Below are 26552 nucleotides of genomic sequence, written 5' to 3'. Positions count from 1 at the left end.
GCTCAGCGCACTTCCTGGATGCGGATCTGGTTGCCCGCCGGGTCGCGGAAGGCGCAGTCGCGGACGCCGTACGGCTGCTCGGTCGGCTCCTGGATGACCTCGGCGTCGCCGGCCTGCAGCTTCTCGAAGGTGGCGTCGAGGTCCTCGGTGGCCAGGAGGATCCAGCCGTAGGTGCCCTTGGCCATCATCTCGACGACGGTGCGGCGCTCGTCCTCGGTGATGCCAGGGTCGGCGGCCGGCGGTGCCAGCAGGATGGACGTGTCGGGCCGGCCGGCCGGGCCGACCGTGATCCAGCGCATCGTGCCGGTTCCGACATCGCTGCGCACCTCGAAACCGAGGGTGTCGCGGTAGAAGGCCAGGGCCGCTTCCGGGTCGTCGTGCGGAAGGACGCTCGTACGGATGTTGATGTCCATGGCGGTCACGCTAGCGGGGGTCCGGGGGGCCGGGCTTCTCGATTCCTGATCGGTCTGGTCACCTGTTTCGCCACGCACGGCGGCACTCCCGCGGCGTTGCTCTCCGCCTGGCGCCGGTAGACGCTGGGCGGCATGCCGACCAGCTCCGTGAAGCGTGTGCTGAAGGTGCCCAGCGACGAGCAGCCGACCTCGAAACAGACCTCGGTGACGCTGAGGTCGCCACGCCGCAGCAGCGCCATCGCCCGCTCGATACGCCGCGTCATCAGATAGCCGTACGGCGATTCGCCGTACGCCCGCCGGAACTGACGGCTGAGGTGCCCGGCCGACATGTTCACGCCCCGGGCGAGCGCCTCGACGTCCAGCGGCTGCGCATACTCCCGGTCCATCCGGTCGCGGACGCGGCGCAGCAGTGCCAGGTCACGCAGGTACTGCGCCTCGGAGGGTCTGTTCGTCACGTGCGCGATCGTGCCACGCCCGGCCGGAGCCGCGCATGGCGTTCAGCGCGACGGGCGGGTGCGGTCCGAGGGTGGTGCGTGGCTCAGTGGGACTCCTTCTCCCACTCGAAACCGTCCGGGTCGGTGAAGGGGCCGATGTCGCTGCCGAGCGCGATCCGGTGCGATCCGGTGCCGTCCGGCGGGACGCCGGCGTCCTTGGCCAGGGCCCGGCGCCCGTAGAGCGCCAGCGTGACGGGGCTCGTGGGGGTGTCGAACTCGACGTACTTGCGGCCGAAGCTCTTCCCCACGGTGAGGCCTTGGCCGACGTAGAACCGCTTGCTCGCGAGCACGTCCTCGACCCCCAGCAGCAGCACGAAGCGGTCGATCTGCCGGGTGGCCGGCCCCTTGTCCTTCTTCGCGGAGGTGGCGATCTTCCAGAGAGTCCCGTCGGGAGCCCGTACGACGCCGCCGTAACCCCAGAGCGACTTCGTGGCCGGCTTCACCGCCGAGGCACCGGCGTCGAGTGCGGAGCCGACCAGGCTGTCGACGGTGGACGGCTGGGCGACCGTGAGCGACAGCGTGAAGCCGCGGAAGCCGGTCGTCGGCGCCTCGGAGGCCCGTAGGCGCAGCTCATGGCCCAGACCGAAGGCTGCGGAGTAGAAGTGTTCGGCGGCGGTGGGGTCGGCCACCTCGAGGGTGACGGATGCGATGGAAGTCATGGAACGAAGCTATGGCGGCTCCGCGCGGCGCGCTTCTCGATTCCTGACCGGTCCGGTCCGGGGCCGGCCGGGGCCCGGGGCTGACTGGGGCCCGGGGCTGACTGGGGCCCGGGGCCGCTGCCCCGGTCTCCGGCCCCGGTCAGGCTGCGCCGAAGTAGTGGCCCTTCTCCAGGTCCTCCAGAAGACCGGGGCGGGTCGGCCGCCAGTCCAGCAGCTCGCCGGTGAGTGCGTGCGACGCCGGGGCGTCGAGGCCGAGGAAGTCGGCCAGCCAGGAGAAGTGGGCCGCCGCTTCCTCCGGGGCGACGGACACCACCGGCACGTCGAGCCGGCGGCCGATCACCTCGGCGATGTCGCGGATCGCGACGCCCTCCTCCGCGACCGCGTGCAGCACGGACCCGGCGGGGGCCTTCTCCACCGCCAGCCGGAACAGCCGCGCCGCGTCGAGGCGGTGGACCACCGGCCAGCGGTTGAGGCCGTCGCCGATGTAGCCGGAAGCGCCCTTGGCGCGGGCGATGTCGACGAGGGCGGTGACGAAGCCGTTGTCGCCCTCGCCGTGACAGGTGGAGAGCCGCACCACCGACGAACGGATGCCGCGCGAGACGAGTCCGAGCGTCGCCAGGGACGTGGCCGCCCTGACAGAGGACGGCGAGCCGTCGATCGCGGGCTTGTCCCGCTCGGTCGCCACCCGCCCGGTGGCGAGACCCGCGGCGCCGGAGGCGATGACGAAGGGGCGGCCGGTGCCCGCCAGGGCGTCGCCGAAGGCCTCGACGGCGCGGCGGTCGGCCTCGGCGGCTCCCCGGAAGTCACCGCCGAAGGCGATGTCGTGCTTGAAGGCGAGGTGGACCACACCGTCCGACGCGGCGGCCGCGTCCCGCAGGACGTCGAGGTCGTCGACGGTGCCCCGCACCACCTCGGCCCCGGCAGTGGTGAGCGCGGCGGCCGAGGTGTCGGAGCGGGCCAGCCCGACCACCTGATGCCCGGCGTCGAGGAGCTCGGGAACGACGGCGGAGCCGATCCAGCCGGACGCACCGGTGACGAAGACACGCATGGGGCACTCCAGGATCTATCGATGTCAGTTGCTGACATCAAACGTAGCAGCCGACGTCAGCCACTGTCATCACGTAGGATCGGCCCATGGGTAGATGGGAGCCGAACGCCCGCGGGCGCCTGGCGGAAGCGGCGTTGGAGCTCTACAGCGAGCGGGGCTTCGAGCAGACCACCGTGGCGGAGATCGCCAAGCGGGCCGGTCTCACGGAACGGACCTACTTCAGGCACTACGCCGACAAGCGCGAGGTGCTGTTCGGCGGTTCCGAGCTGCGCGACCTGCTGGTCGAGGTGGTTGCCGGTGTTCCGGAGTCCACGGCGCCGATCGACGTGCTGGCGGTGGTCCTCGACACGTTCTCGGAGATGTTCGACGACCGCCGCGAGCACGCGCGTAAGCGGCAGGCCGTGATCGCGGCGAACGCGGAACTCCAGGAGCGCGAGCTGATCAAGCTCGCCTCGTTGTCGGCGGCGCTCGCCGAGACCCTGCGCGGGCGCGGCGTCCCTGAGCCGGCCGCGAGCCTGACCGCCGAGACGGGGATCGCCGTGTTCAAGGTCGGTTTCGAGCGGTGGATCGCGGCTTCCGAGGACCGCGCCATGGCGCCGGTGATGCGTGAGCTGCTGGACGAGTTCAAGGTTGTCGCGGCGGGCGGACACGGCTCGTAGGAGCACGTCGAGGGCCGGCCGGAACCGGGAGGGCCACGGGCGGCGTCGGCGTGGACGGGTCTCTCAGAACTCGCCGGAAGACACAGGACCTGGGCAGGAGCCGCCCCGGCCGTCGAGGGCCTCAGCGGTGGTCGCCTCACCCTGGGCATCGCCCGCCGCGAGCGCCTCACAGCCCGCGGGACACCTGATCTCCCTCAGGTGCCGAGGGAGATGTCCCTGGTCACCCGGTCCGCCGACGTCAGCAGGCTCCGGCGGACCTGACTGGTGCGGTACATCCGGTCCGCCCGGAAGGAGACGCCGAGCGACCCGACCGTGCCGCCGCCGTACACCGGCACCGCGATGCACACCGTGCCGAGGTTGTACTCCTCCCGGTCCATCACCGCCGGTACGGAACGCGACGACTCGAGCTGCCGGATCAGCTCCTCCCGGTGCGTGATCGTGCGGGGAGTGAGGTCGGCGAGCGTGTGCCGCGTGAGGTATTCGACCCGGGCCTCGGCGTCCAGCTCACGCAGGACGCACTTGCCGAGTGCCGTGGCGTGCCCCGCGTCCTGGAAACCCACCCAGAGGTCGACCTTGGGCGTCAGAGGACCGTCGACTATCTCGACGATCTTGATCTCGCCCTCCTCGTAGAAGGTGAGGTAGGCGGCGGCCGACAGGTCGTCCCGCAGTGACGCGAGGGCGGGGCGGACCAGACCGGCCACATCGTGCGCGAAGTGGTCGCCGTGCGGCATGTCTCCCAGGACGAAGCAACCGTCGTCGAGCCGACGGAGGTAGCCGTCCCGCGTGAGGTCCCGCAGCAGCCCCAGGGCGGTGTCCGGGGGCATCCCGGCCTTCCGCGCCAGCTCGTTCGCGGGCGCGCCGCCGTCGTGCGCTGCCACGGCTTCCATCAAGCGGAACGCGTACTGGACAGAAGCGATCGGCGTGTGGCCCGCTCGGTCACCCATCTCACAAGCTTGGACCCGCGGGCGGCAGGCAGCAAGGCAGGACGTGGCTCACCGGCCGGTGAGGCCCACCGGCCGGTGGGCCGCTCAGTCCTCGCCCTCCAGGTCGCCCTCGGTCTCCAGGAACACCTGGCGCAGCGCTTCGAGGACCGCCGGGTCCGGCTTCGCCCACATCCCGCGGGACTCCGCCTCCAGAAGGCGCTCCGCGATTCCGTGAAGGGCCCAGGGGTTGGCCTGCTGGAGGAACTCGCGGTTCGTCGGGTCCAGGACGTACGTCTCGGTGAGCTTGTCGTACATCCAGTCGGCGACCACGCCCGTCGTCGCGTCGTAGCCGAAGAGGTAGTCGACCGTCGCGGCGAGCTCGAAGGCGCCCTTGTAGCCGTGGCGGCGCATCGCCTCGATCCACTTCGGGTTGACCACCCGGGCGCGGAACACCCGGGACGTCTCCTCGACCAGGGTGCGGGTGCGGACCGTCTCGGGGCGGGTCGAGTCGCCGATGTACGCCTCCGGGGCGGTGCCCTTCAGCGCGCGTACGGTCGCGACCATGCCGCCGTGGTACTGGAAGTAGTCGTCCGAGTCCGCGATGTCGTGCTCACGGGTGTCGGTGTTCTTCGCCGCCACCGCGATCCGCTTGTACGCGGTCTCCATCTCGTCCCGGGCCGGGCGTCCGTCCAGCTCACGGCCGTAGGCGTAGCCGCCCCACACCGTGTAGACCTCGGCGAGGTCGGCGTCCGTACGCCAGTCGCGGGAGTCGATGAGCTGGAGCAGCCCGGCGCCGTACGTCCCCGGACGGGAGCCGAAGATACGGGTGGTGGCGCGCCGCTCGTCGCCGTGTTCGGCCAGGTCGGCCTGGGTGTGGGCGCGTACGAAGTTCCGCTCGGCGGGCTCGTCGAGGGAGGCGGCCAGGCGGACGGCGTCGTCGAGCAGGCCGATGGTGTGCGGGAACGCGTCGCGGAAGAAGCCGGAGATGCGCAGCGTGACGTCGATGCGCGGGCGGCCGAGCTCCTCGTACGGGATCGCCTCCAGGCCGGTGACGCGGCGTGAGGCGTCGTCCCAGACGGGGCGTACGCCGAGCAGGGCGAAGGCCTCGGCGATGTCGTCGCCCGCGGTGCGCATCGCGCTGGTGCCCCACAGGGAGAGGCCGACGGAGGTGGGCCAGTCGCCGTTGTCCGCGCGGTAGCGCTCCAGGAGCGAGTCGGCGAGGGCCTGGCCGGTCTCCCAGGCGAGACGGGACGGGACGGCCTTCGGGTCGACGGAGTAGAAGTTGCGGCCGGTCGGCAGGACGTTGACCAGTCCCCGGAGCGGGGAACCGGACGGGCCCGCGGGGACGAAGCCGCCGTTCAGCGCGTGGACCGCGTGGTCGAGCTCGTCGGTCGTCGCGGCGAGGCGGGGCACGACCTCCCGGGCGGCGAAGTCGAGGATGTCAGCGACGGCCTGCGGGTGTCCGGCGGCCACACCGGCGACGGCGGCCGGGTCCCAGTCCGCGTCGTCCATCGCCTGGACGAGCGCCCGGGCCTGCTCCTCGGTCTCGTCGGCGGCCGTGCGGGTGGCCGCCGACTCGTCCAGGCCGAGCGCCTCGCGCAGGCCGGGCAGCGAGGCCGTACCGCCCCAGATCTGGCGGGCGCGCAGGACGGCGAGGACCAGGTTGACGCGGTCCTTGCCGGCCGGAGCGGCGCCCAGGACGTGCAGGCCGTCGCGGATCTGCACGTCCTTGATCTCACAGAGCCAGCCGTCGAGATGCATGATGAACTCGTCGAAGCCCTCGTCCTCGGGCCGGTCCTCCAGGCCCAGGTCGTGGTCGAGCTTCGCGGCCTGGATGAGGGTCCAGATCTGGGCGCGGACGGCCGGGAGCTTGGCCGGGTCCATCGCGGCGATCTGGGCGTGCTCGTCCAGGAGCTGTTCGAGACGGGCGATGTCGCCGTAGCTGTCGGCGCGGGCCATCGGCGGCACGAGGTGGTCGACGAGGGTGGCGTGCACACGGCGCTTGGCCTGGGTGCCCTCGCCGGGGTCGTTGACCAGGAACGGGTACACCAGCGGAAGATCGCCCAGCGCGGCGTCGGGGCCGCAGGCGGCGGAGAGGCCGGCGTTCTTGCCGGGCAGCCATTCAAGGTTGCCGTGCTTGCCGAGGTGGATCATCGCGTCGGCGCCGAAGCCGTTGTCGTCGGCGGAGGCGGCGATCCAGCGGTACGCGGCCAGGTAGTGGTGCGACGGCGGCAGATCGGGGTCGTGGTAGATCGCGATCGGGTTCTCACCGAAGCCGCGGGGCGGCTGGATGAGGATCAGCAGATTGCCGCGGCGCAGGGCCGCGAGCACGATGTCGCCCTCGGGGTTGCGGGACCGGTCGAGGAACATCTCGCCGGGCGCCGGACCCCAGTGCTGCTCGACCGACTCGCGCAGCTCGGCGGGAAGCGTGGCGAACCAGCGGCGGTAGTCGGCGGCGGGGATCCGCACGGGGTTGCGGGCCAGCTGCTCCTCGGTGAGCCACTCCTGGTCGTGGCCGCCGGCCTCGATGAGCGCGTAGATCAGCTCGTCGCCGTCGCCCGAGACCAGGCCCGGGATCTCCTCCTCCGGGCCGAAGTCATAACCTTCGGCGCGCAGTCGGCGCAGCAGCGCCACGGCGCTCGCCGGGGTGTCGAGGCCGACGGCGTTACCGATGCGGGAGTGCTTCGTCGGGTACGCGGACAGGACGAGCGCGATCCGCTTCTCGGCGGCCGGTATGTGGCGGAGCCGGGCGTGACGTACGGCGATCCCGGCGACGCGGGCGGCCCGCTCGGGATCGGCGACGTAGGCGGGCAGACCGTCCTCGTCGATCTCCTTGAAGGAGAACGGCACGGTGATCAGGCGGCCGTCGAACTCGGGGACGGCGATCTGGGTCGCGGCGTCCAGCGGGGAGACGCCCTCGTCGTTCTCCTCCCAGGCCGCACGCGGGCTGGTGAGGCAGAGCGCCTGGAGGACGGGTACGTCGAGGCCGGTGAGGGCGCCCGCGTCCCAGGACTCGTCGTCGCCGCCCGCCGAAGCGGTGGCCGGCTTGGTGCCGCCCGCCGCGAGGACCGTGGTCACGATGGCGTCGACGGCGCGGAGTTCGTCGATGAGTTCGGGCTCCGGCGTACGCAGCGAGGCGACGTACAGCGGGAGCGGGCGGGCGCCGGCGTCCTCAACGGCGGTGCAGAGCGCCTCGATGAACGCGGTGTTCCCGCTCATGTGGTGGGCGCGGTAGTAGAGCACCGCGACGGTCGGGCCGGTGACGTCCCGGGCGGTCCGCTCCAGCGGGCCCCACGCGGGGGCCGGGGCGGGCGGCTCGAAGCCGTGACCGGTGAGCAGCACGGTGTCGGAGAGGAAGCGGGCCAGCTGCTCCAGGTTGGCGGGGCCGCCGTGCGCGAGGTAGGCGTGCGCCTCGGCGGCGATGCCGATCGGCACGGTGGAGGCGGCCATCAGCTGTGCGTCGGGGGCCTGTTCACCGGTCAGCACGACGACGGGCCGGCCGGTGGCGAGCACCTGGTCGAGACCGTCCTGCCAGGCCCGGACACCGCCGAGGAGGCGTACGACGACGAGGTCGGTGCCGTCCAGGAGCTGAGGAAGGTCCTCGAGAGGGAGCCGGGAAGGGTTCGCGTAGCGGTAGCTGACCGGACCCTGGGAAGCGCGGGCGCTCAGCAGGTCGGTGTCGGACGTCGACAGGAGCAGGATCATGCGGCGTCAGCCCTTCCTCGGGGTGTCCACGCCCCGGGCAGTGTGTCGGACGGCAGGAGTTCCTGACTCGCACGGCCTTCGAAGGGCCGGGCTCACAGTGGCGGGACCGCGCCGGAATCTCACCGGGCTTCCTCCGTGTCGCCGTCTGGCGATGGCGGGCCGAACGGACCGCCGTTAGGCATAGTAGGCGGCAGGTGGGGGGTCCTGACCAGACGGCCCCCGCCCTGACCGGCGGCAGCGGGTGTCCCGCACCTCACGGACCGGCGCCCCGGCGGGTGTCCCGCACCTCACGGACCGGCGCCCCGGCGGGTGTCCCGTAGGTCACAGTGACCGTAGGGGTGCGCCACGGTCACGGTCGGTATGCTCGCCGCCATGTCCGCCTCCCCCCTGACGACCTCGTCTCCGGGCGATGCCTGCGCCCGGAGCAGCGGCGACGCCTGCCCCGGCGCGCTGCGTCTGCACCGGGCGGACGACGGTGCGCTGGCGCGGATCCGGATACCCGGCGGGGTGCTGACACCCCGCCAGGCGGAGGCGCTGGGGCAGGCCGCCGAGCGCTTCGGCGACGGTGAGCTGCATCTCACCTCACGCGGAAACGTCCAGCTGCGCGGGCTCACCCCGGACTGCGGCGCGGAGCTGGCCGGGCTGCTGGACACGGCCGGACTGCTGCCCTCCGAACGCCACGAGCGTGTACGCAACGTGGTCGCCTCCCCGCTCTCCGGGCTCGACGGCCTCGGGTCCACCGACGTACGCCCTTGGCTGACCGAACTGGACCGCCTTCTGTGCGGAAGCGACAACACGACTGCGCTTTCCGGACGTTTCCTGTTCGCGCTCGACGACGGCCGTGGCGACGTCGACGCTCTCGGCGCCGACCTGACCCTGCGGGGCCACGACGACGGCTGCGCGCTCCTGCGCGTCGGGGACGGTGACGCCGTCCTCCGCGTCCCCTCCGCCGACGGCCCCCCGGCCGCGCTGACCGCGGCCGAGGCCTTCCTCGACTCCGCCCGTGACAGCGGCGCCTGGCGGGTCAGGGACCTGCCGGACGACACGGCCGCCGCTCTGCCCGCCGAGGTCGTACGACGGCTCCGGCAGGCCGGCATCGCCGTCACCACGGGGACGGCCCACCCCCGCCCCCTCGAAGCCCTGCCCCCGGCCCCGGGCCCCGTCCCGGGCGACCGTGCCGAGGCCGCGTTCTCCGTCGGCGTACCGCTGGGGCGGCTGGACCTCACCCAGTGGCGGCTGCTGTCGAGCGCCGGTGAACTGCGCCTCACCCCGTGGCGCGGGGTCGTCCTCACCGGCATCGGACCCGACCGCGCCGACAGCCTGCTGGAGGGCCTCTCCGAGGCCGGTCTGATCACCGGACCCGGCTCCCCGTGGGCCGGTGTCGGGGCCTGCATCGGGCGGCCCGGCTGTGCGAAGTCGCTGGCCGACGTACGGGCCGATGCGGGGGCCGCCGTCGGACCGGCCGGACGGCTCCCTGTGTACTGGTCCGGGTGCGAACGCCGCTGCGGCCATCCGCGGGGGGAGTGGATCGACGTGGTCGCCACCCCCGGCGGACACCGGATCTCCCATGTGCGGGAGGGCCGGGCCACCGAGGCGGCAACGGTCCGGGACGACCCGGCCGCGCTCGCCGACGCCGTGGCGGCGGCCCGGGGCACGCACACCTGACCACGACGCACCACCACCCCTGTTCGACCTGTTCGATGAAGAAAGCGACAGCACTGTGCATCAGTACGAGAAGGACGGACCGGCGATCTACCGCCAGTCCTTCGCCACCATCCGCGCGGAGGCGGATCTGGCAGGGCTGCCCGCCGATGTGAGCCAGGTCGCCGTCCGGATGATCCACGCCTGCGGCATGGTCGACCTCGTACGCGACATCGCCTTCTCACCGAACGCGGTGGCGGACGCCCGTGCGGCCCTGCGGTCCGGCGCACCGATCCTGTGCGACGTGGCCATGGTCGCCAGCGGTGTGACGCGCAAGCGCCTGCCCGCGGACAACGACGTGATCTGCACCCTGTCCGACCCCGCCGTCCCCGAGCTGGCGGCGAAGCTCGGCACCACGCGCAGCGCCGCCGCCCTGGAGCTGTGGCGGGACCGGATGGAGGGCGCGGTCGTCGCCGTCGGCAACGCGCCCACCGCGCTCTTCCGGCTGCTGGAGATGATCGAGGAGGGCGCCCCGCGCCCCGCCGCCGTCATCGGTGTGCCCGTCGGATTCATCGGCGCCGCCGAGTCCAAGGAGGCTCTGGCCGCCCACCCTTCGGGTCTTGAGCACCTCGTGGTGCGCGGCAGGCGTGGTGGCAGCGCCATCGCCGCCGCCGCCCTCAACGCGATCGCCAGCGAGGAGGAGTGAGCGTGCCCGAGCAGCAGCGGACAACCGGCACGGGACGGCTGTACGGCGTCGGGCTCGGCCCGGGCGACCCTGCCCTGATGACCGTGAGGGCCGTGCAGATCATCGGCGAGGCCGACGTCGTCGCGTACCACTCCGCCCGGCACGGCCGCTCCATCGCCCGCTCGATCGCGGCGCAGCACATCCGCGCCGACCACATCGAGGAGGCGCTGGTCTACCCCGTCACGACGGAGACCACGGACCACCCGGGCGGCTACCGGGGCGCGTTGGACGAGTTCTACACCGAGGCCGCGGCCCGTCTCGCGGCGCACCTCGACGCCGGGCGCACCGTCGCCGTGCTCGCCGAGGGCGACCCGCTCTTCTACGGCTCGTACCAGCACATGCACAAGCGGCTCGCGGACCGTTACGACACCGAGGTCATCCCCGGCGTCACCTCGGTCAGCGCCGCCGCGGCCCGTCTCGGCACCCCGCTCGTCGAGGCCGAGGAGGTGCTGACGATCCTGCCGGGCACCCTGCCCGAGGAGGAGCTGACGGCACGTCTGGCGGCCACGGACTCCGCAGTGGTGATGAAGCTGGGCCGGACCTTCCCCGCGGTGCGCCGCGCCTTCGAGGCGTCCGGCCGGCTGCCCGAGGCGCGGTACGTCGAGCGCGCCACCATGGCCGGGGAGCGGACCGGCGACCTGGCGGACACCGACGCGGACTCCGTGCCGTACTTCGCGGTCGCCGTGCTGCCCAGCCGGATCGACGCGCCCCGGCCCTCACCGGCAGCGGGCCCGGACAGCGGCGAGGTCGTCGTGGTCGGCACCGGGCCGGCCGGACCGCTGTGGCTGACGCCCGAGACACGCGGCGCGCTGGCCGCCGCCGACGACCTGGTCGGCTACACGACGTATCTGGACAGGGTGCCGGTGCGGCCGGGGCAGCAGCGCCACGGCTCCGACAACAAGGTCGAGTCCGAGCGGGCCGAATTCGCCCTGGACCTGGCCCGCCGCGGGCGCCGCGTCGCCGTGGTGTCAGGTGGCGATCCGGGGGTCTTCGCCATGGCGACGGCCGTACTGGAAGTGGCCTCGCAGGACGCGTACACGGACATAGCGGTGCGGGTGCTTCCCGGGGTGACGGCTGCCAACGCCGCCGCCGCCAGGGCGGGTGCGCCGCTGGGCCACGACTACGCCACCATCTCCCTCTCGGACCGGCTGAAACCGTGGGAGGTCATCGCCGAACGGCTGCGTGCGGCGGCCACGGCCGACCTCGTCATGGCGCTGTACAACCCCGGTTCCCGCAGCCGGACATGGCAGGTCGGCAAGGCCCGCGACCTGCTGCTGGAGCACCGCTCCCCGGACACACCCGTCGTGCTCGGCCGCGATGTCGGGGGCCCGGCGGAGAGCGTGCGGACGGTGCGGCTGGCCGATCTGGACCCGGGCGAGGTGGACATGCGGACGATCCTCATCGTCGGGTCCTCCCAGACACGCTGGGTGCGCCGGGGCGACGGACAGCAGATCGTCTGGACGCCACGCCGCTACCCGGAGGACTGACAGCGCGCGTGGTCCGGGCCGGTCACGGACCGGTGAGGCGCCGCAGCAGCGCGAGGGCCTCCCCGGGCGTCCCGGCCACGGGCACACCCGGGGGGACCGGCGGCCGTCCGACCACCACCACCGGGATTCCGGCCTCACGGGCGGCGGCGAGCTTGGGGGCGGTGGCGTCACCGCCGCTGTCCTTGGTGACGAGGACATCGACGCGATGGCGCCGGATCAGCTCCCGCTCGCCCTCCAGGGAGAACGGCCCCCGGTCCAGCAGCACCTCCATCCGCGCCGGGTGCGGGGCGTCGGGGGCGTCCACCGAGCGCATCAGGAACCACAGTGAGTCCAGCTCCGCGAAAGCCGCCAGACCCATGCGTCCCGTGGTGAGGAAGACACGTGACCCGAGCTCCGGCAGCAGCTCCGCCGCACCCGCGAGGGAGTCGGTGACGTGCCACCGGTCGCCCTCCACCGGCACCCAGCCGGGCCGTCGGAGCGCCAGCAGGGGAACATGGACAGCGGCGGCGGCCGAGGCCGCGTTGAAACTGATCGTGCCTGCGAAGGGATGGGTGGCGTCGATGACCGCATCCACATGGTGTGCGCGGAGCCACTCGGCCAGGCCCTCGGCCCCGCCGAAGCCGCCGACGCGTACCTCACCGGGTGGCAGCCTCGGCCGGGCGACGCGTCCCGCGAGTGAGCTGGTCACCCGGATCCCGTCCGCCGCCACCAGGGACTCCGCGAGTCGGCGGGCCTCCGTGGTGCCGCCGAGTACGAGTACGTGCAAGGGCATCGGATCGGTCCATCCATGAGCAGTGAGGCGCAGGGCGGGCGCACCGCCCAACTCAAGCACACCGGTCTCCGGCCCGGATGGACGACCGGGGCCTGTGCGACGGCGGCGACCACGGCCGCGTACACGGCCCTCCTGACCGGCGAGTTCCCCGACCCGGTGACCATCACCCTGCCCAGGGGCCAGACCCCCGCCTTCGCGCTCGCGGTGGAGGAGCTCGCCGACGGCCGGGCCACCGCGGGCGTGGTCAAGGACGCCGGCGACGACCCGGACGTCACCCACGGCGCGCTGGTGCGGTCCACCGTCCGGCTGCTGCCCGCGGGGTCCGGAGTGGTGTTCCGGGCCGGCCCGGGCGTGGGCACGGTGACCCTCCCCGGGTTGCCGCTCGACGTCGGGGAGCCCGCGATCAACCCCGTTCCCCGCCAGATGATGCGGGACCACATCGCGCGGGTGGCGGCGGAGCACGGGGGTACCGGCGACGTCGAGATCACGGTCTCGGTGGACGACGGCGAGGAGATCGCACGTTTCACGTGGAACATCCGCCTGGGCATCCTGGGCGGGATCTCGATCCTGGGAACGACAGGCATCGTGGTGCCCTACTCCTGCTCGGCCTGGATCGACTCGATCCGCCGGGGGGTGGACGTGGCACGCGCGGCCGGCCACCGGCACGTCGCGGGCTGCACGGGCTCGACCTCGGAGAAGACGGTGGTGGCCGAGTACGGGCTGCCGGAGATCGCCCTGCTGGACATGGGGGACTTCGCGGGCGCGGTGCTGAAATACGTACGTCGGCATCCGGTGGAGCGGCTGACCATCTGCGGCGGGTTCGCCAAGCTGTCCAAGCTGGCCGCCGGGCATCTGGACCTGCACTCGGGCCGCTCGCAGGTCGACAAGCCGTTCCTGGCGCGGCTGGCGCGGCAGGGCGGGGCGAGCGAGGAGCTGGCGGCGGAGATCGAGGCCGCCAACACCGGCCTCGCCGCGCTCCAGTTGTGCACGGCCGCCGGGGTGCCGCTGGGCGACCTGGTCGCGGTGGGCGCCCGGGACGAGGCGCTGTCGGTGCTGCGGGGAGCGCCGGTGGCGGTGGATGTGATCTGCATCGACCGGGCGGGGGCCGTCGTTGGGCGCAGCGAGATGCGATGAGCGGCGGGCGGGACGGCAGCCGTCCCGCCCGTCCGTCAGCAGCTGTGGCGGTCCCGCTCCGGGGAGTACAGGTGGCTGTCGCGGAACTGCTCCGCGCCAAGGGTCCTGCCGACCATGATCACGGCTGTCCGGATCACCCCGGCCTCCTTCACCTGCTCCGCGATGGAGTCCAGCGTCCCTCGCAGGATGATCTCGTCCGGGCGCGAGGCCATGGCGACCACGGCGGTGGGGCAGTCCGCGCCGTAGTGCGGCAGCAGCTCGTCGACCACCCGGTCCACGTACCGCGCCGCGAGATGCAGCACGATCAGCGCGCCGCTGCGGCCCAGCGTTGCCAGGTCCTCGCCCTCGGGCATCGCGGTCGCCCGCTGGGCGATCCGGGTGAGGATCACGGTCTGGCCGACGGTGGGCACCGTCAGCTCCCGCTTGAGCGCCGCCGCGGCCGCGGCGAACGCGGGCACGCCGGGCACCACCTCGTACGGCACGCCCGCCTCGTCCAGCCGTCGCATCTGCTCGTTCACGGCGCTGAAGACCGACGGGTCGCCGGAGTGCAGCCGGGCCACGTCGTGGCCCTCCTCGTGGGCGCGCACCAGCTCGGCGGTGATCTGGTCGATGTCGAGCTGGGCGGTGTCCACCAGCCGGGCGTCCGCCGGGCACTCGGCGAGGAGTTCACGCGGCACCAGGCTGCCGGCGTACAGGCAGACCTGGCTGGCGGCGAGGACACGGGCGCCGCGCACCGTGATCAGGTCGGCGGCGCCGGGGCCCGCGCCGATGAAGTACACGGTCATCTGTCGTCTCCTGGAGCGTGCGGGGTTTTCTGTACGGACCACTGCGTGACGGGCATGGCCTGACGCCAGCCGGTGAACCCGCCGACCGGCACGGCATGGGCCACCGAGAGCCGGACCAGGTCGCCGCCGAGCCGCCGGTACCACTCGGCGAGCAGCGCCTCCGACTCCAGCGTGACCGTGTTGGCGACCAGCCGGCCGCCCGGGGGCAGCGCGTCCCAGCAGGCGTCGAGCAGCCCCGGCGCGGTGAGCCCGCCGCCGATGAACACGGCGTGGGGCACGGGCAGTCCGGCCAGGGCGTCGGGTGCGCGGCCGGTGACCACGCGCAGCCCGGGGACGCCGAGTCGGTCGGCGTTACGGGCGATGCGCCCCGCCCGGACCGGGTCGCGTTCCACGGTGACCGCACGGCAGGACGGATGGGTCCGCATCCACTCCGCCGCGATCGACCCCGAGCCGCCGCCGATGTCCCACAGGAGCTCACCGGGGGCGGGCGCGAGTACGCCGAGGGTGGCCGCCCGGACATGGCGCTTGGTGAGCTGGCCGTCGTGCTCGTACGCCTCGTCGGGGAGCCCGGGTACGGCGCCGAGGCGCAGGGCGTCCGGGGCCCTCCGGCATTCCACCGCGATGACGTTGAGCGGGTCCCCGGAGGGGTGTTCCCAGGTGCCGGCGATGCCGTCCAGACAGTCCTCGGCGGGTGAGCCGAGCTGTTCGAGGACCCGCATCCGGCTGGGCCCGAAGCCGTGGTCCCGCAACAGGGCGGCCACGGCGGCGGGCGTGGCCGCGTCCGCCGAGAGCACCAGCAGCCGGCGCCCGTCGTACAGCGCACTGGCCAGCCGGGCCGCGGGGCGGCCGACGAGGGTGACGGTCTCGGTGTCCTCCACCGGCCACCCGAGCCGGGCGCAGGCGTACGACACGGAGGACGGGTGCGGCAGCACCCGGAGCGCCCCGGCGCCCAGCTCCTCGGTGAGGGCCCGGCCGATGCCGTAGAACATGGGGTCGCCGCTGGCGAGGACGGCTGTCCTGCTCCCCGTGTGCGCGGCGAGCAGACCCCGCACGGCGGGCCGCAGAGGCGACGGCCAGGGCACCCGGCGGCCCCGGCATTCCGGCGGGAGCAGACCCAGTTGGCGCTCGCCGCCGATCAGGACCTCCGCGTCCAGGAGCACCGCGCGGGCACTCTCCGGGAGGCCTGCCCAGCCGTCGGCGCCGATCCCCACGACGCTCACGGCGGACGCGGGCGCCGGGACGGCGGGCGGGGGTGACACGGGTGACACAGCCGGTACCTCGGGGTTGGTGGGACGACGCAGCCGAACTCTACGGGGGCGGCTTCCGGACCCGCGCGGCGGAGTGATTCCGGAAAACCTCCCGCGTGGTGTCGAGAACCGGTCGCCGGCTCCGACGTCCCCTGTGAGAGTTGCCCACAAGGGGCGGCGACCGAGGAGCCGAGGAGCGACACCATGAAGTACCTCGTGATGGTTCAGGGTTCGCAGGCCGACTACGAGGCCATGAACGGCAAGCCGTCGGCCGGGAGCCCGGCCTGGAACAAGGAGGACGTGCAGGCGATGTTCGCCTTCATGGGAAACCTCAACAACGACCTGGCCGAGTCCGGCGAGATGGTCGACGGCCAGGGCCTGACGGAACCCGCCAGGACCCGCTCGGTGCTGCCGGGCGTGGACGGCCGGCCGGTGATCACGGACGGCCCCTACGGGGAGACCAAGGAGCAGCTCGCCGGGTACTGGGTGCTCGACTGCGCGAGTCTGGAAAGGGTCACCGAGATCGCCGCGCGCATCCAGGAGTGTCCGCAGCCGGAGGGCGCGCCCGTCTACCCGGTGCTGATCCGTCCCATCGACGAAGGCGGGGACCCGGGCGCTTCCTGACCAGGACGCCCGCGCTCCGGGCGGGAGCCGTGTGAACGAAAGGCCGACCGGCGTCGAGAACCTGCTGCCCCACCACGCGCCGCAGGTCCTCGGCGCGCTCGTACGCCGCTACGGCCACTTCGACACGGCGGAGGACGCTGTGCAGGAAGCGATGCTCGCCGCCTCCCAGCAGTGGCCGGCCCACGGGCTGCCCGACAATCCGCGCGGCTGGCTGATCAGGATCGCGTCGCGGCGGCTGACGGACCAGCTGCGGGCCGACTCCGCGCGGCAGCGGCGTGAGGAGAGGGCCGCCGCGCTCACTCCCCGCGACGCGTTCACGGCGCCGCCGCCGGGGGAGAGCCGCGCTCCGGCCGCCGACGACACCCTCACCCTGCTCTTCCTCTGCTGCCACCCCGAGCTCTCCCCCGCCGCCCAGATCGCCCTGACCCTGCGCGCCGTGGGCGGCCTGACCACGGCCGAGATCGCCCGGGCCCATCTGGTGCCCGAGGCGACGATGGCCCAGAGGATCAGCCGGGCCAAGCAGAAGGTGCGGGGGGTGCCGTTCCGGCAGCCGGGCCCCGCCGACCACGACCTCCGCCTGGCCGCCGTGCTCCAGGTGCTCTACCTGATCTTCAACGAGGGGTACACCGCGACGTCCGGCCGCGAGCTCCACCGCCCCGACCTGGCCAGGGAGGCGATCCGGCTGACCCGTGCCGTCCGCGGGCTGCTGCCCCGCGACGGACGGGTGACCGGACTGCTGGCCCTGATGCTGCTCACCGAGGCCCGCAGCGCCGCCCGCAGCGGGCCGCAGGGTGAGCTGATCCCGCTCGACGAGCAGGACCGCACCCGGTGGGACGGAGCGGCCATCGGCGAGGGCACCGCCCTGGTGGAGGAGGCCCTGTCCCAGGCCCCGGCCGGGGCGTACCAGCTGCAGGCCGCGATCGCGGCGCTGCACGACGAGGCGGCCCGGGCCGAGGACACCGACTGGCCGCAGATCCTCGCCCTGTACGACCTCCTCGTGCAGGGCGCCCCCGACCCGATGGCGGAGCTCAGCCGGGCGGTGGCTCTCGCCATGGTCAGGGGGCCCCGGGCCGGTCTGGAGGCTCTGGCCGCCCTGGAGGACCGGCTGGCGGGCCACCACCGGCTGGACGCCGTACGGGCGCACCTGCTGGAGAGGGCCGGGGACCCGGAGGCGGCACGCCCCGCCTATCTGAGGGCGGCCGACCGCACGCTCAGCGCACCCGAGGCCCGCTATCTGCGCCTCCGCGCGGCCCGGCTGCTGCCCCCGGCCGGCGGGAGCGCCGGATAGCCGAGGCACCGGCGCGGTCACGCACCGAGTCGCCGATCCCGGTCACTCTCGCGATCATCGAATACATGACCAAGAGCGACAACGGCAAGGCCCGGACCGTGCGGATCGCCCAGGAACCCGACGCGGACGAGCTGCTGGGCCGCAGTCCGCTGGCCGCCCTCGTCGGCATGCTGCTGGACCAGCAGGTACCGATGGAATGGGCGTTCACCGGCCCGTTCACGCTGGCACAGCGCATGGGGTCGGACGATCTGGACGCCCGGAAGATCGCCGCGTACGACCCGGACGCCTTCACCGAGCTGTTCACGACGAAACCGGCGCTGCACCGTTATCCGGGCTCCATGGCCAAGCGGGTCCAGCAGCTCTGCCAGTACCTGGTGACCGAGTACGACGGACGGGCGGAAGCGGTCTGGGAGGATGCCGCCACCGGGGCCGAGCTGCTGAAACGGCTCAACGCGCTGCCCGGGTTCGGCACCCAGAAGGCGCAGATCTTCCTGGCGCTGCTGGGCAAGCAGTTCGACGTACGTCCGACCGGCTGGCGGGAGGCCGCCGGGGCGTACGGCGAGGAGGGCTCGCACCGTTCGGTGGCCGACATCACCGGCCCCGACTCACTCGCCGAGGTGCGGGCGTTCAAGCAGCAGGCGAAGGCGGCGGCCAGGGCGGGCCGGACCAGGTGACCGCGGAAGCCCACCCCCCGACCGTCCCCACCGGAAGGACTCCAGTGCGCACCACACGTCGCAGAGCCATGGCGGCCGTGGCCGCCCTGGCCACACCGCTTCTCCTCGCCGCGTCACCGGACCACGGTCACGCGTCACCGGCCGCCGCGTCCGCGTCGCAGGACCCGGCCGACGACGCCGCGGAGCTCTCGAGGCGGCTGGTCCGGGACGCGTCCGCCGACGACGCGTACCGCCACCTGGAGCGCTTCCAGGCCGTGGCCGAGTCGTCGGGCGGCCACCGCGCGGCCGGCTCACCCGGTTACGACGCCTCCGCCGCCTACGTCCACCAGCTGCTCCGGAAGGCCGGTTACGAGGTCGGCTACCAGGCGTTCGACTTCGTCTACACCGAGACGCTCGCCGAGAAGCTCTCCGTGGTCTCCCCCACGCCGCGTGACGTCTCCGTCAGGGCGATGACGTACACCGCATCCACCGAGGAGGGCGGCATCACGGCCGCCCTCGCCGCCGTCCCCACCGACGCCACCACCGGCTGCGAGGCGGCCGACTACGCGTCGGGCGGCTTCAACGGGAAGATCGCCCTCATCGAGCGGGGCGGCTGCTCCTTCGCGGAGAAGCAGGCGGCCGCAGCGGTGGCGGGCGCGGACGGCGCGGTGATCTACAACAACACCGAAGGCGCCCTCTCCGGCACCCTGGGCGGTGCGGAGGCGGGGAAGATCCCTACCGGCGGAATCACCCAGGACGAGGGGAAGAAGCTGGTCGCGGAGGTGGCGAAGGGCGAGGTGAAGGTCTCCCTGGAGATCCGCGAGTTCCGGGAGGACCGCGTCACCCGCAACGTCGTCGCCGAGACCCCCGGCGGGAACGCCGCGAAGACGGTCATGCTCGGCGCACACCTCGACTCCGTCACCGACGGCCCCGGCATCAACGACAACGCGTCCGGATCGGCGGGACTCCTCGAAGTCGCCCTGGCGCTGGCGGAGTCCCACCGGGCGCCCGCCAACAAGGTGCGGTTCGCCTGGTGGTCGGCGGAGGAGAACGGCCTGCTGGGCTCGGAGGCGTACGTCGCGAAGCTCTCCGAGGCGCAACGCGAGAAGATCGCGCTCTACCTCAACTTCGACATGATCGCCTCGCCGAACGGCGCGCAGTTCGTCTTCGACGGCGACGACTCCGACGGGGTTGGCCAGGGCCCGGGCCCCGAGGGGTCCGCCCAGTTGGAACGCGACATCAACGCGTTCCTGGACAGCGAGGGCAAGCCGCACACCGGCACGGACTTCAGCGGGCGCTCCGACTACGGGCCGTTCATCGAGGTCGGCATCCCGTCCGGCGGTACGGACACGGGCGCGGAGGGCATCAAGACGGCCGCCCAGGCCGAGACGTACGGCGGGACGGCCGGCGTCGCGTACGACCCCTGCTACCACGCGGCCTGCGACGACCTGGGAAACATCGACATGGAGCACTTCGACACCAACATCGATGTGATCGCCCACGCGGTCGGCACCTACGCCCACGATCTGAGCTCCCTGGGCCGCCCGGCCCCGGCCGCGTCCGCCACCGGCGAGGAGCGCGGCGGCGGCGGCCTGCGCGAGGGGCACGCCCACGGCGTCACCGGATAGCACGCGCCGCGTACCCGCACCCCCGGTGCGTCACCGGGCCGTCACCGCCCGGCCACCGGGGCACGCTCCCAAACACATCACAGACGGTGCGCCGATTAAAGCGGCTTCATGCCGTTTTGACCGGCATTACAGTCGTGTTCCCTGGCTGCGCCCGGAGCCCCTTGCCCGGTAGGCTTTCCGTGTGATCTTCAAGCGCATCGGAAATGGGCGGCCATATCCCGACCACGGCCGGGAAAGCACCCGACAGTGGGCGGATGTCGCGCCGCGTCCGGTCCGCCTGGACCAGCTGGTGACCACCAAGGGCCAGCTGGACCTCGAGACCCTGCTCGCCGAGGACTCCACGTTCTACGGCGACCTGTTCGCCCACGTCGTGAAATGGCAGGGCGACCTCTATCTCGAGGACGGGCTGCACCGTGCCGTGCGCGCCGCTCTGCAGCAGCGCCAGGTGCTCCACGCACGCGTGCTCGAAATGGGCTGAGCCCGCCACTCCCACCCATGGCGCATTTCGGGCCTTTCGGGTGCTTTTATGCTCATACGGGTGCCATAGGTTGATCGTTTAGTAGGCATCATCACCAGGTCGCACTACGCTGCGCCCATGAGCATGCTGACCCCTCCCGGCATGGGCGGAAAGTACCGCATCACGGGTAACACCTACCCCCGCATGCGCCGCCCCCGCCATCGCCGCAAGCTGGTCCTTTCCGTGACCGCCGCCGTGGTGGCCCTCGGTCTCGCCGGCTGGGGCACGCTCCAGGTCATCGACGTCTTCACCGGCGGCGACGGACAGGCCAACGCGGCCGGCAAGCCGAAGGCCTGCCCCTCCCCGAGCGCCTCGACGCCGGCGAAGGTGCTCCCGAAGCCGGCCGCCATCAAGGTCAACATCTACAACGCGACGCCCCGCAGCGGACTGGCCAAGGCCGCCGCCGACGAGCTCAAGAAGCGCGGCTTCGCCATCGGCAAGGTGGACAACGCACCGGCCGCGTACGACAAGAAGGTGCCCGGCACCGGAATGCTGCTCGGCGGCCCGAAGGCCATGAACGACTCGTTCCCCGTGCTCGCCACACAGCTGCCGGGGGCCGCGCAGAAGACCGACACCCGCAAGACGGCGGACATCGATCTGATCATCGGTACGAAGTTCAAGGCGTTCAGCACGCCCGCAGCGGCGGCGACGGCCCTCACGGCCCTCACCACCGCGCCGTCCCCGGCGCCGTCCTCCTGCTGAGGCGTCCGGGCCCTGCCGGGCCCGGACCCGCCGACGGGACCGACCGGGTCAGCCGGCGGTGCCGTACATCCGGTCCCCGGCGTCCCCGAGGCCGGGCACGATGTAGCCGTGCTCGTTGAGCCGCTCGTCGACCGAGGCCGTGACCACGGTGACCGGCGTGCCCGCCAGCTCGCGCTCCATCACCTCGACGCCCTCGGGCGCCGCGAGCAGCACGACGGCGGTGACATCGTCCGCGCCGCGCTTGATGAGCTCCCGGATGGCCGCGACGAGCGTGCCGCCGGTGGCCAGCATCGGGTCCAGGACATAGACCTGACGGCCGGAGAGGTCCTCGGGCATCCGCGTGGCGTACGTCTCCGCCTGGAGCGTCTCCTCGTTGCGGATCATGCCCAGGAAGCCGACCTCGGCCGTCGGGAGCAGCCGCACCATGCCGTCCAGCATGCCGAGACCGGCGCGCAGGATCGGGACTACCAGGGGGCGCGGATGCGACAGCTTCACACCGGTCGTGGGCGTCACCGGGGTTTCGATGTCGACCTGCTCGGTCCGCACATCCCTGGTGGCCTCGTACGCGAGGAGGGTGACCAGCTCGTCGGCGAGCCGCCGGAAGGTCGGGGAGTCGGTGCGCTTGTCGCGCAGCGTGGTGAGTTTGTGCGCCACCAGCGGGTGGTCGACGACGTGGATCCGCATGCCGTCAACAGTAACCGGGCCCCGGACGGGCTCCCCGCCGGTCCACGCTGGCATCAAGCACCTGTTCGGGGGGAAGGTGGGGGCATACGGACCCAGGCTTGGGGTGGTGTGTCGATTGACCGACGGGGAGCAGCGGAATCAGCGGCAGGCCGGACGCGACGCGCGCGACCTGCCCGACGCGCGGGAGAACGCGCCGGACGCGCAGGAGAGTGACGCGGCACGCCGGAGGCGCAGGGCGCAGTTCCTCCGCGAGCTCCACGAGGCGAAGCAGCTCCGCGACCGGGTCCAGCCGCGCCGCGCCCGTGCGGCCCGTATGCGCCAACAGATGCGGATGCGTACGTTCCGCTGGTGAGGACGGTCGCCGGAGCAGCCGGACCGCCCCCGGAGGAGTCACAGAAGCAGCGCCGGCGGACGCGCACCCGGAAGAACTGATGGCCGACGCAACGGTCGAAGAGGTCTCGCATCGCGCTCGTTTCTGCCACGATGCCGATTGGGCGGGGCCCAGAGCAGCCGGATGACCGTCTGCCCTCCCGTCGGACCGATTCACCTATGACCAGTGGGAGAGTCACGGTGTACTTCGCCGCACTGCTCGCGCGCACCGAAGACGGGTGGGAAGCGAGCGATACAGAGCTCGACGATGTGGAAACCCTGTCCGACCTGACGGATCTGGCCCATGAGGCCTCGGTGGACGAGGACACGGTCCTCGTCTACATCGAGCAGGAGGACGCCTGGTTCGGCGTCGTCCGGGTGGACGGTGAGGAGGACCCCCGTATCTACATCTCGGACGCGTCCGCCGCCGCCCGCTCCTCGTACGGGGAGATCCTGCTCACCGATGAACTGCTCGGCCGCGAACCGGGGGCCGAGGACGAGATCGCCGCACTCGAGGAGCTCGTCGACCTCGACGGAACGGAGGACGGCGAGCCGGATGACCCCCTGTCCGACGCCGACGGCGCCGGCAGCGCCGTCACCGAACCCGACCTGGATCAGGAGGACCCCGACGCCGTACCGGTGGGGCCGCTCGGCGATCTCGGGATCCTCGCCGACCTGGGCCTGTCCGAGAAGGATCTGCTGACCCTGCGCACCGACGCGCTGGCGGAGATCGCCGACGCGCTGGGAGCGGCCGACGTCATGGAGGCCGTCCGTTAGGGTCCGCGGGTGAACGCACCACCACCCACCCCCTCCTCACCGCCTCCCCCCGATCCCGTGAGGGACCCGTGGCAGGCATCCATGCGCCAAGCCCTGGACGAGGCCGCGCAGGCGGCGTCGGCCGGCGATGTGCCGGTCGGCGCCGTTCTCCTGGGTCCGGACGGCGCTCTGCTCGCCGCCGGCCACAACGAGCGCGAGGCCGTCGGCGACCCGACGGCGCACGCCGAGGTGCTCGCCCTGCGCCGGGGCGCCGCCGCTCTCGGCTCCTGGCGGCTGACCGGCTGCACGCTGGTCGTCACCCTGGAGCCCTGCACGATGTGCGCCGGCGCGCTCGTCCAGTCCCGGATCGCCCGGGTGGTCTACGGGGCGCGGGACGAGAAGGCCGGTGCCGCGGGTTCGCTCTGGGACGTCGTACGCGACCGCAGGCTCAACCACCGCCCCGAGGTGATCCACGGCGTCCTGGAGGACCGCTGCGCGGACCTGCTGACGACGTTCTTCCGGGCGCGCTGAGGCCGCCTCCCGGGCGCTCCGGCCCGTCGTCCGGGAATCGGATTTCGAACCAGGCCCCGGCATGGTCTAAGCTCTCTCTCGGTAGCGTGTCCGAGCGGCCGAAGGAGCTCGCCTCGAAAGCGAGTGTGGGGAAACTCACCGAGGGTTCAAATCCCTCCGCTACCGCAGATGATGAAGGGACCGACCCGGACGGGTCGGTCCCTTCACTGCGTTCCGTGCCGGTCGGCCGCGTCAGCCGGCCCGTCGTGTCCCGACTCCGTCGGTCTCGAAGTCATAGACGTTCTGGTTGATGCGGAGGCCGTCGACCGCGCCGATCCACATGTGGTCGCGTCCCTTTCCCACCGCGGCCGTGCAGATGGTCGCTCCCGCGCGCCGCCGTCGCCGAGAGCGTCCTTCAGCTCATCGAGGGAGCACTCCGCGGCCTGGTCGCAGGCGGCGGCCTCGTCGCCCGTGAGGTACCAGTAGCCGGTCGAGGTGGCGTCGATGAAACCGCTCCACCGCTCGGCCACCCCGGCCGGCCCGGGGATTCGCAAATAATTTTGCAGGATGTGCATCTTTGCCTACTATGCACGTTGTGCCGAAGACCACATCCGGGCCCGGGCTACGGGAACGCAAGAAGCAGGCCACACGCAGGGCCATCGCCGAGGCGGCCGTGCGGCTCGCCGCGGAGCACGGCGTCGAGAACGTCACCGTCGAGGCCATCAGCGAGGCCGCCGGCGTCTCCCCCAGGACGTTCTTCAACTACTTCCCCAGCCACGACGACGCGTTCGTCCTGGTCGACGACGAGGTGGGCGAGCGCATCAGGGAGTCCGTGCGCCGCGCCCCCGCCGAACGGCCCCCGCTCGACGTCGTACGCGACGCCCTCGTCGCCGAACTCGACGGGTTCGAAGCCCGCCAGGAGCTGTGGGCCCTCCAGTCCAAGGTGCTCCAGCGGTCGCCCCACCTCATCCACCGCGGTCTGAAGGCCCACGTGGCGGAGGAGAAGGCACTCGCCGTCGCCATCGGGGAATGGCTCGACGCCACCCGTGACGGCACGGACGGGCCGCCCGGGACCGCCGTCTTCCCCCGGCTCCTCGCAGCCGTCACCCAGACCGCCCTGCGGGTCGCCATCGAGCACTGGTGCGACCACCCCGGCGAGACCGTACTCGCGGAGATCTTCCAGGACGTCTTCGCCCAGCTGGCGCAGGGCCTCCCGCGGCCCTCGGCCTAGCCCGCCCGCCGCGCGGCCGAAGTCCCGCACACCACCGACCTGTTCTGCTCAAGTACCGAAGAAGGACACCGTGACCGCAACCGAGGCGTCGGAGCAGGCGCCCACCTCCATGTCCAACAAGCAGATACTGCAGGCGATGTCCGGCCTGATGGCGGGCATGTTCGTCGCCATCCTCGCGGGCACGGTCGTCGCCAACGCCCTGCCGCGGATCATCGCCGACCTCGGCGCGAGCCAGTCCTCGTACACCTGGGTCGTGACCTCCGAGCTGCTCGCCATGACGGCCACCGTGCCGCTGTGGGGCAAGCTCGCCGACCTGTTCAACCAGAAGCTGCTGCTCCAGCTCTCGCTCGGCCTGTTCGTGGTCGGCTCCCTGGTGGCCGGCTTCTCGCAGGACGTCGTCACCCTGATCATCAGCCGCGTCATCCAGGGCATCGGCGCCGGTGGTCTGACGGCACTGGCCCAGATCGTCATGGCCGCCGTCATCCCGCCGCGCCGGCTCGGCAAGTACGCGGGCATCTTCGGCGCGGTCTTCGCCGTGGGCACGGTCGCGGGTCCGCTGATCGGTGGTGTCCTCGTGGACACCTCGTGGCTCGGCTGGCGCTGGTGCTTCTTCATCGGTGTGCCGTTCGCACTGGCCGGGATCGTTCTGCTCCAGCGCACCCTGAAGCTGCCGACCGTACGCCGCAAGGTCCGCATCGACTGGCTGGGCGCCTTCCTGATCGTGGCCGGCGTCTGCGCGCTGCTGATCTGGACGTCCCTCGCGGGCAACAGCTTCGACTGGGCGTCCTGGCAGACGGCCGCACTGGTGGCCACCGGTGTGGTGCTCCTGGTGGCGGCGGTCTTCGTCGAGCAGAGGGCCGCGGAGCCGATCATCCCGCTGGACATCTTCCGCAACCGCACGGTGTCGCTCACGACCCTGGCGAGCTTCTTCGTCGGTGTCGCGATGTTCGCCGGGACCGTCTTCCTGTCCCAGTACTTCCAGATCTCGCTGGGCAAGTCCCCGACCGTGGCCGGGCTCATGAGCCTCCCGATGATCGGTGGTCTGCTGGTCTCCTCGACCGTCGCCGGACAGATCATCTCCGCGACCGGCAAGTGGAAGATCTACCTCGTCTCGGGCTCCGTCGTCATGATGGCCGGACTCGGACTGCTCTCGACCATCGACGCCGACACGCACTTCGGCCTGCTCAGCCTCTACATGGCGCTCATGGGAATCGGCGTCGGCATGCTGATGCAGAACCTCGTGCTCGCCGCGCAGAACGACGTGCCGGCGCACGAACTGGGCGCCGCGACCTCCGTGCTGTCCTTCTTCCGCAGCCTCGGCGGCACCATCGGCACCAGTGTGCTCGGCGCGATCCTCGCCAACCGGGTGGCCAGCGAGATGAGCAAGGGCCTCGCGGACAGCGGGCTCCCCACGACCGGCGGCGGCCACAGCAGCGCCGTGCCCGACATGACCACGCTGCCCGAGCCGATCAAGCAGATCGTCGAGCACGCGTACGGCGTCGCGACCGGTGACCTCTTCCTCATCGCCACCCCGTTCGCCTTCCTCGCCCTGCTCTCCGTCCTCTTCATCAAGGAGAAGCCCCTCAAGACGACGAGCGGCATGGAACGCCTCGCCGCCGAGGAGGCCGCCGCGGCCACCGCGGTCCCCGTCCCGGCTCCCCGGGACGGTGCGGACTCCGGGGTCCAGGACGCCGCCCCCGGCCCGGTCGGTCTGAAGAAGGACTGACCCGCACGGACGGACGACACGAAGGGCCCGGCGCGATGCGCCGGGCCCTTCGGGCGTCAGGTCGGGGGAAGCGGCATCGGGGGGACAAGCCGCTTCCCCCGGTGAGAACGGGGACCGTAGGCCCTCGCCGCGGTCGGGGGGAAGTCACGCGG

General features: G+C 72.4%; 26 protein-coding genes, 1 tRNA gene and 1 riboswitch. Of the genes, 17 read left to right on the top strand and 10 right to left on the bottom strand.

The genetic code is table 11. The annotated features are described in order from the left end of the window. Positions 1 to 2: 2 nt before the first annotated feature. The 4 genes from OG379_RS20430 to OG379_RS20415 form a co-directional block, all read right to left on the bottom strand. Positions 3 to 413 (bottom strand): VOC family protein, encoded by a 411-nt coding sequence (locus OG379_RS20430; RefSeq protein WP_405664623.1) that lies wholly within the window; start codon positions 411 to 413, stop codon positions 3 to 5. Positions 414 to 418: 5 nt separating this feature from the next. Continuing rightward, positions 419 to 868 (bottom strand): helix-turn-helix transcriptional regulator, encoded by a 450-nt coding sequence (locus OG379_RS20425; protein WP_405664622.1) that lies wholly within the window; start codon positions 866 to 868, stop codon positions 419 to 421. An 83-nt stretch (positions 869 to 951) separates the two neighbouring features. Beyond that, positions 952 to 1566, bottom strand: coding sequence for a glyoxalase (locus OG379_RS20420; protein WP_405664621.1), 615 nt, complete (start codon positions 1564 to 1566; stop codon positions 952 to 954). A gap of 139 nt (positions 1567 to 1705) precedes the next feature. Then, on the bottom strand, positions 1706 to 2614 hold the full coding sequence (locus tag OG379_RS20415; protein WP_405664620.1) for an SDR family oxidoreductase: 909 nt from the start codon (positions 2612 to 2614) through the stop codon (positions 1706 to 1708). 86 nt (positions 2615 to 2700) lie between these two features. Between OG379_RS20415 and OG379_RS20410 the strand changes: the two genes are divergently transcribed. Then, the gene (locus OG379_RS20410) at positions 2701 to 3273 is read left to right on the top strand and encodes a TetR/AcrR family transcriptional regulator (RefSeq protein ID WP_405664619.1); all 573 of its coding nucleotides are present in this window, start codon (positions 2701 to 2703) and stop codon (positions 3271 to 3273) included. 194 nt (positions 3274 to 3467) lie between these two features. On the opposite strand, the gene OG379_RS20405 is transcribed toward OG379_RS20410, so the two are convergent. After that, positions 3468 to 4217 carry an IclR family transcriptional regulator gene (locus OG379_RS20405; protein ID WP_405664618.1) on the bottom strand — a complete coding sequence of 250 codons (750 nt, stop codon included), beginning with the start codon at positions 4215 to 4217 and terminating at the stop codon, positions 3468 to 3470. Between the two features lie 84 nt (positions 4218 to 4301). Continuing rightward, positions 4302 to 7901 (bottom strand): cobaltochelatase subunit CobN, encoded by a 3600-nt coding sequence (gene cobN, locus OG379_RS20400; protein WP_405664617.1) that lies wholly within the window; start codon positions 7899 to 7901, stop codon positions 4302 to 4304. 33 nt (positions 7902 to 7934) lie between these two features. Next, a riboswitch (cobalamin riboswitch) is annotated at positions 7935 to 8089 on the bottom strand. Between the two features lie 172 nt (positions 8090 to 8261). On the opposite strand from cobN, the gene cobG reads away from it, so the two are divergent. The 3 genes from cobG to cobJ are packed head-to-tail and all read left to right on the top strand — an operon-like array spanning position 8262 to position 11774. Next, a complete protein-coding gene (gene cobG / locus OG379_RS20395; RefSeq protein WP_405664616.1) occupies positions 8262 to 9566 on the top strand; it encodes a precorrin-3B synthase in 1305 nt (434 codons plus the stop codon). Between the two features lie 55 nt (positions 9567 to 9621). Then, positions 9622 to 10248 carry a precorrin-8X methylmutase gene (locus OG379_RS20390; protein WP_405664615.1) on the top strand — a complete coding sequence of 209 codons (627 nt, stop codon included), beginning with the start codon at positions 9622 to 9624 and terminating at the stop codon, positions 10246 to 10248. Continuing rightward, entirely contained in the window at positions 10245 to 11774 is a 1530-nt protein-coding gene (gene cobJ / locus OG379_RS20385; protein ID WP_393766153.1) for a precorrin-3B C(17)-methyltransferase, read from the top strand. The genes OG379_RS20390 and cobJ overlap by 4 nt, the downstream gene beginning before the upstream one ends. Before the next feature lie 22 nt (positions 11775 to 11796). On the opposite strand, the gene OG379_RS20380 is transcribed toward cobJ, so the two are convergent. Continuing rightward, positions 11797 to 12546, bottom strand: coding sequence for a cobalt-precorrin-6A reductase (locus OG379_RS20380; protein ID WP_393766154.1), 750 nt, complete (start codon positions 12544 to 12546; stop codon positions 11797 to 11799). Positions 12547 to 12561: 15 nt separating this feature from the next. Here OG379_RS20380 and OG379_RS20375 point away from each other — a divergent pair, with 15 nt between their 5' ends. Further along, entirely contained in the window at positions 12562 to 13680 is a 1119-nt protein-coding gene (locus tag OG379_RS20375; protein ID WP_405664614.1) for a cobalt-precorrin-5B (C(1))-methyltransferase, read from the top strand. A 35-nt stretch (positions 13681 to 13715) separates the two neighbouring features. Here the strand turns inward: OG379_RS20375 and cobM are convergent, their stop codons facing one another. Continuing rightward, positions 13716 to 14465 carry a precorrin-4 C(11)-methyltransferase gene (gene cobM / locus OG379_RS20370; protein WP_405664613.1) on the bottom strand — a complete coding sequence of 250 codons (750 nt, stop codon included), beginning with the start codon at positions 14463 to 14465 and terminating at the stop codon, positions 13716 to 13718. Next, entirely contained in the window at positions 14462 to 15733 is a 1272-nt protein-coding gene (gene cbiE, locus OG379_RS20365) for a precorrin-6y C5,15-methyltransferase (decarboxylating) subunit CbiE (RefSeq protein ID WP_405664612.1), read from the bottom strand. The genes cobM and cbiE overlap by 4 nt, the downstream gene beginning before the upstream one ends. A gap of 183 nt (positions 15734 to 15916) precedes the next feature. Between cbiE and OG379_RS20360 the strand changes: the two genes are divergently transcribed. From OG379_RS20360 to OG379_RS20335, 6 genes are all read left to right on the top strand, one after another. Beyond that, positions 15917 to 16336 (top strand): YciI family protein, encoded by a 420-nt coding sequence (locus tag OG379_RS20360; RefSeq protein WP_405664611.1) that lies wholly within the window; start codon positions 15917 to 15919, stop codon positions 16334 to 16336. 31 nt (positions 16337 to 16367) lie between these two features. Next, complete coding sequence (locus OG379_RS20355; RefSeq protein ID WP_405664610.1) at positions 16368 to 17624, top strand: RNA polymerase sigma factor; 1257 nt, start codon at positions 16368 to 16370, stop codon at positions 17622 to 17624. 65 nt (positions 17625 to 17689) lie between these two features. Continuing rightward, on the top strand, positions 17690 to 18298 hold the full coding sequence (locus OG379_RS20350) for an HhH-GPD-type base excision DNA repair protein (RefSeq protein ID WP_405664609.1): 609 nt from the start codon (positions 17690 to 17692) through the stop codon (positions 18296 to 18298). 68 nt (positions 18299 to 18366) lie between these two features. Continuing rightward, on the top strand, positions 18367 to 19905 hold the full coding sequence (locus OG379_RS20345; RefSeq protein WP_405668586.1) for a M28 family metallopeptidase: 1539 nt from the start codon (positions 18367 to 18369) through the stop codon (positions 19903 to 19905). Between the two features lie 181 nt (positions 19906 to 20086). Next, a complete protein-coding gene (locus tag OG379_RS20340) occupies positions 20087 to 20383 on the top strand; it encodes a type II toxin-antitoxin system VapB family antitoxin (RefSeq protein ID WP_014155093.1) in 297 nt (98 codons plus the stop codon). Positions 20384 to 20524: 141 nt separating this feature from the next. Then, positions 20525 to 21124: a LytR C-terminal domain-containing protein gene (locus OG379_RS20335; RefSeq protein WP_405668585.1), complete on the top strand. Its 600-nt coding sequence runs from the start codon at positions 20525 to 20527 to the stop codon at positions 21122 to 21124. Between the two features lie 48 nt (positions 21125 to 21172). Here the strand turns inward: OG379_RS20335 and upp are convergent, their stop codons facing one another. After that, positions 21173 to 21808, bottom strand: a complete 636-nt coding sequence (gene upp / locus OG379_RS20330; protein ID WP_325748007.1) for a uracil phosphoribosyltransferase — start codon at positions 21806 to 21808, stop codon at positions 21173 to 21175. Positions 21809 to 21923: 115 nt separating this feature from the next. On the opposite strand from upp, the gene OG379_RS20325 reads away from it, so the two are divergent. The 6 genes from OG379_RS20325 to OG379_RS20300 all read left to right on the top strand — a co-directional run bounded on the left by OG379_RS20325 (position 21924) and on the right by OG379_RS20300 (position 26400). Then, the gene (locus OG379_RS20325; protein ID WP_393766160.1) at positions 21924 to 22160 is read left to right on the top strand and encodes a hypothetical protein; all 237 of its coding nucleotides are present in this window, start codon (positions 21924 to 21926) and stop codon (positions 22158 to 22160) included. 218 nt (positions 22161 to 22378) lie between these two features. Then, positions 22379 to 22954 carry a hypothetical protein gene (locus OG379_RS20320; protein ID WP_405668584.1) on the top strand — a complete coding sequence of 192 codons (576 nt, stop codon included), beginning with the start codon at positions 22379 to 22381 and terminating at the stop codon, positions 22952 to 22954. An 81-nt stretch (positions 22955 to 23035) separates the two neighbouring features. Next, positions 23036 to 23464, top strand: coding sequence for a tRNA adenosine(34) deaminase TadA (gene tadA / locus OG379_RS20315; RefSeq protein WP_405664608.1), 429 nt, complete (start codon positions 23036 to 23038; stop codon positions 23462 to 23464). 80 nt (positions 23465 to 23544) lie between these two features. Then, positions 23545 to 23629: transfer RNA gene (locus OG379_RS20310), tRNA-Ser, on the top strand. 400 nt (positions 23630 to 24029) lie between these two features. Then, on the top strand, positions 24030 to 24674 hold the full coding sequence (locus OG379_RS20305; RefSeq protein WP_405664607.1) for a TetR family transcriptional regulator: 645 nt from the start codon (positions 24030 to 24032) through the stop codon (positions 24672 to 24674). 109 nt (positions 24675 to 24783) lie between these two features. Then, entirely contained in the window at positions 24784 to 26400 is a 1617-nt protein-coding gene (locus tag OG379_RS20300) for an MDR family MFS transporter (RefSeq protein ID WP_393766193.1), read from the top strand. Positions 26401 to 26552: the final 152 nt, after the last annotated feature.

The sequence above is a fragment of the Streptomyces sp. NBC_01166 genome, assembly GCF_045039765.1.
GTDB lineage: Bacteria > Actinomycetota > Actinomycetes > Streptomycetales > Streptomycetaceae > Streptomyces.
The sequence above is the reverse complement of the archived record's forward strand: the minus strand, read 5'-3'. Positions and strand labels throughout refer to the sequence as shown.

What these genes read in the sequence shown, in the direction of transcription:
- cobN (WP_405664617.1), bottom strand. Translation starts at nt 7,901, where the DNA reads ATGATCCTGCTCCTGTCGACGTCCGACACCGACCTGCTGAGCGCCCGC.
- OG379_RS20375 (WP_405664614.1), top strand. Translation starts at nt 12,562, where the DNA reads ATGAGCAGTGAGGCGCAGGGCGGGCGCACCGCCCAACTCAAGCACACC.
- OG379_RS20415 (WP_405664620.1), bottom strand. Translation starts at nt 2,614, where the DNA reads ATGCGTGTCTTCGTCACCGGTGCGTCCGGCTGGATCGGCTCCGCCGTC.
- OG379_RS20430 (WP_405664623.1), bottom strand. Translation starts at nt 413, where the DNA reads ATGGACATCAACATCCGTACGAGCGTCCTTCCGCACGACGACCCGGAA.
- OG379_RS20410 (WP_405664619.1), top strand. Translation starts at nt 2,701, where the DNA reads ATGGGTAGATGGGAGCCGAACGCCCGCGGGCGCCTGGCGGAAGCGGCG.
- cobG (WP_405664616.1), top strand. Translation starts at nt 8,262, where the DNA reads ATGCTCGCCGCCATGTCCGCCTCCCCCCTGACGACCTCGTCTCCGGGC.
- OG379_RS20305 (WP_405664607.1), top strand. Translation starts at nt 24,030, where the DNA reads ATGCACGTTGTGCCGAAGACCACATCCGGGCCCGGGCTACGGGAACGC.
- OG379_RS20405 (WP_405664618.1), bottom strand. Translation starts at nt 4,217, where the DNA reads ATGGGTGACCGAGCGGGCCACACGCCGATCGCTTCTGTCCAGTACGCG.
- OG379_RS20380 (WP_393766154.1), bottom strand. Translation starts at nt 12,546, where the DNA reads ATGCCCTTGCACGTACTCGTACTCGGCGGCACCACGGAGGCCCGCCGA.
- OG379_RS20360 (WP_405664611.1), top strand. Translation starts at nt 15,917, where the DNA reads ATGAAGTACCTCGTGATGGTTCAGGGTTCGCAGGCCGACTACGAGGCC.
- cobM (WP_405664613.1), bottom strand. Translation starts at nt 14,465, where the DNA reads ATGACCGTGTACTTCATCGGCGCGGGCCCCGGCGCCGCCGACCTGATC.
- OG379_RS20420 (WP_405664621.1), bottom strand. Translation starts at nt 1,566, where the DNA reads ATGACTTCCATCGCATCCGTCACCCTCGAGGTGGCCGACCCCACCGCC.
- upp (WP_325748007.1), bottom strand. Translation starts at nt 21,808, where the DNA reads ATGCGGATCCACGTCGTCGACCACCCGCTGGTGGCGCACAAACTCACC.
- OG379_RS20335 (WP_405668585.1), top strand. Translation starts at nt 20,525, where the DNA reads ATGGGCGGAAAGTACCGCATCACGGGTAACACCTACCCCCGCATGCGC.
- OG379_RS20300 (WP_393766193.1), top strand. Translation starts at nt 24,784, where the DNA reads ATGTCCAACAAGCAGATACTGCAGGCGATGTCCGGCCTGATGGCGGGC.
- OG379_RS20350 (WP_405664609.1), top strand. Translation starts at nt 17,690, where the DNA reads ATGACCAAGAGCGACAACGGCAAGGCCCGGACCGTGCGGATCGCCCAG.
- tadA (WP_405664608.1), top strand. Translation starts at nt 23,036, where the DNA reads ATGCGCCAAGCCCTGGACGAGGCCGCGCAGGCGGCGTCGGCCGGCGAT.
- OG379_RS20345 (WP_405668586.1), top strand. Translation starts at nt 18,367, where the DNA reads ATGGCGGCCGTGGCCGCCCTGGCCACACCGCTTCTCCTCGCCGCGTCA.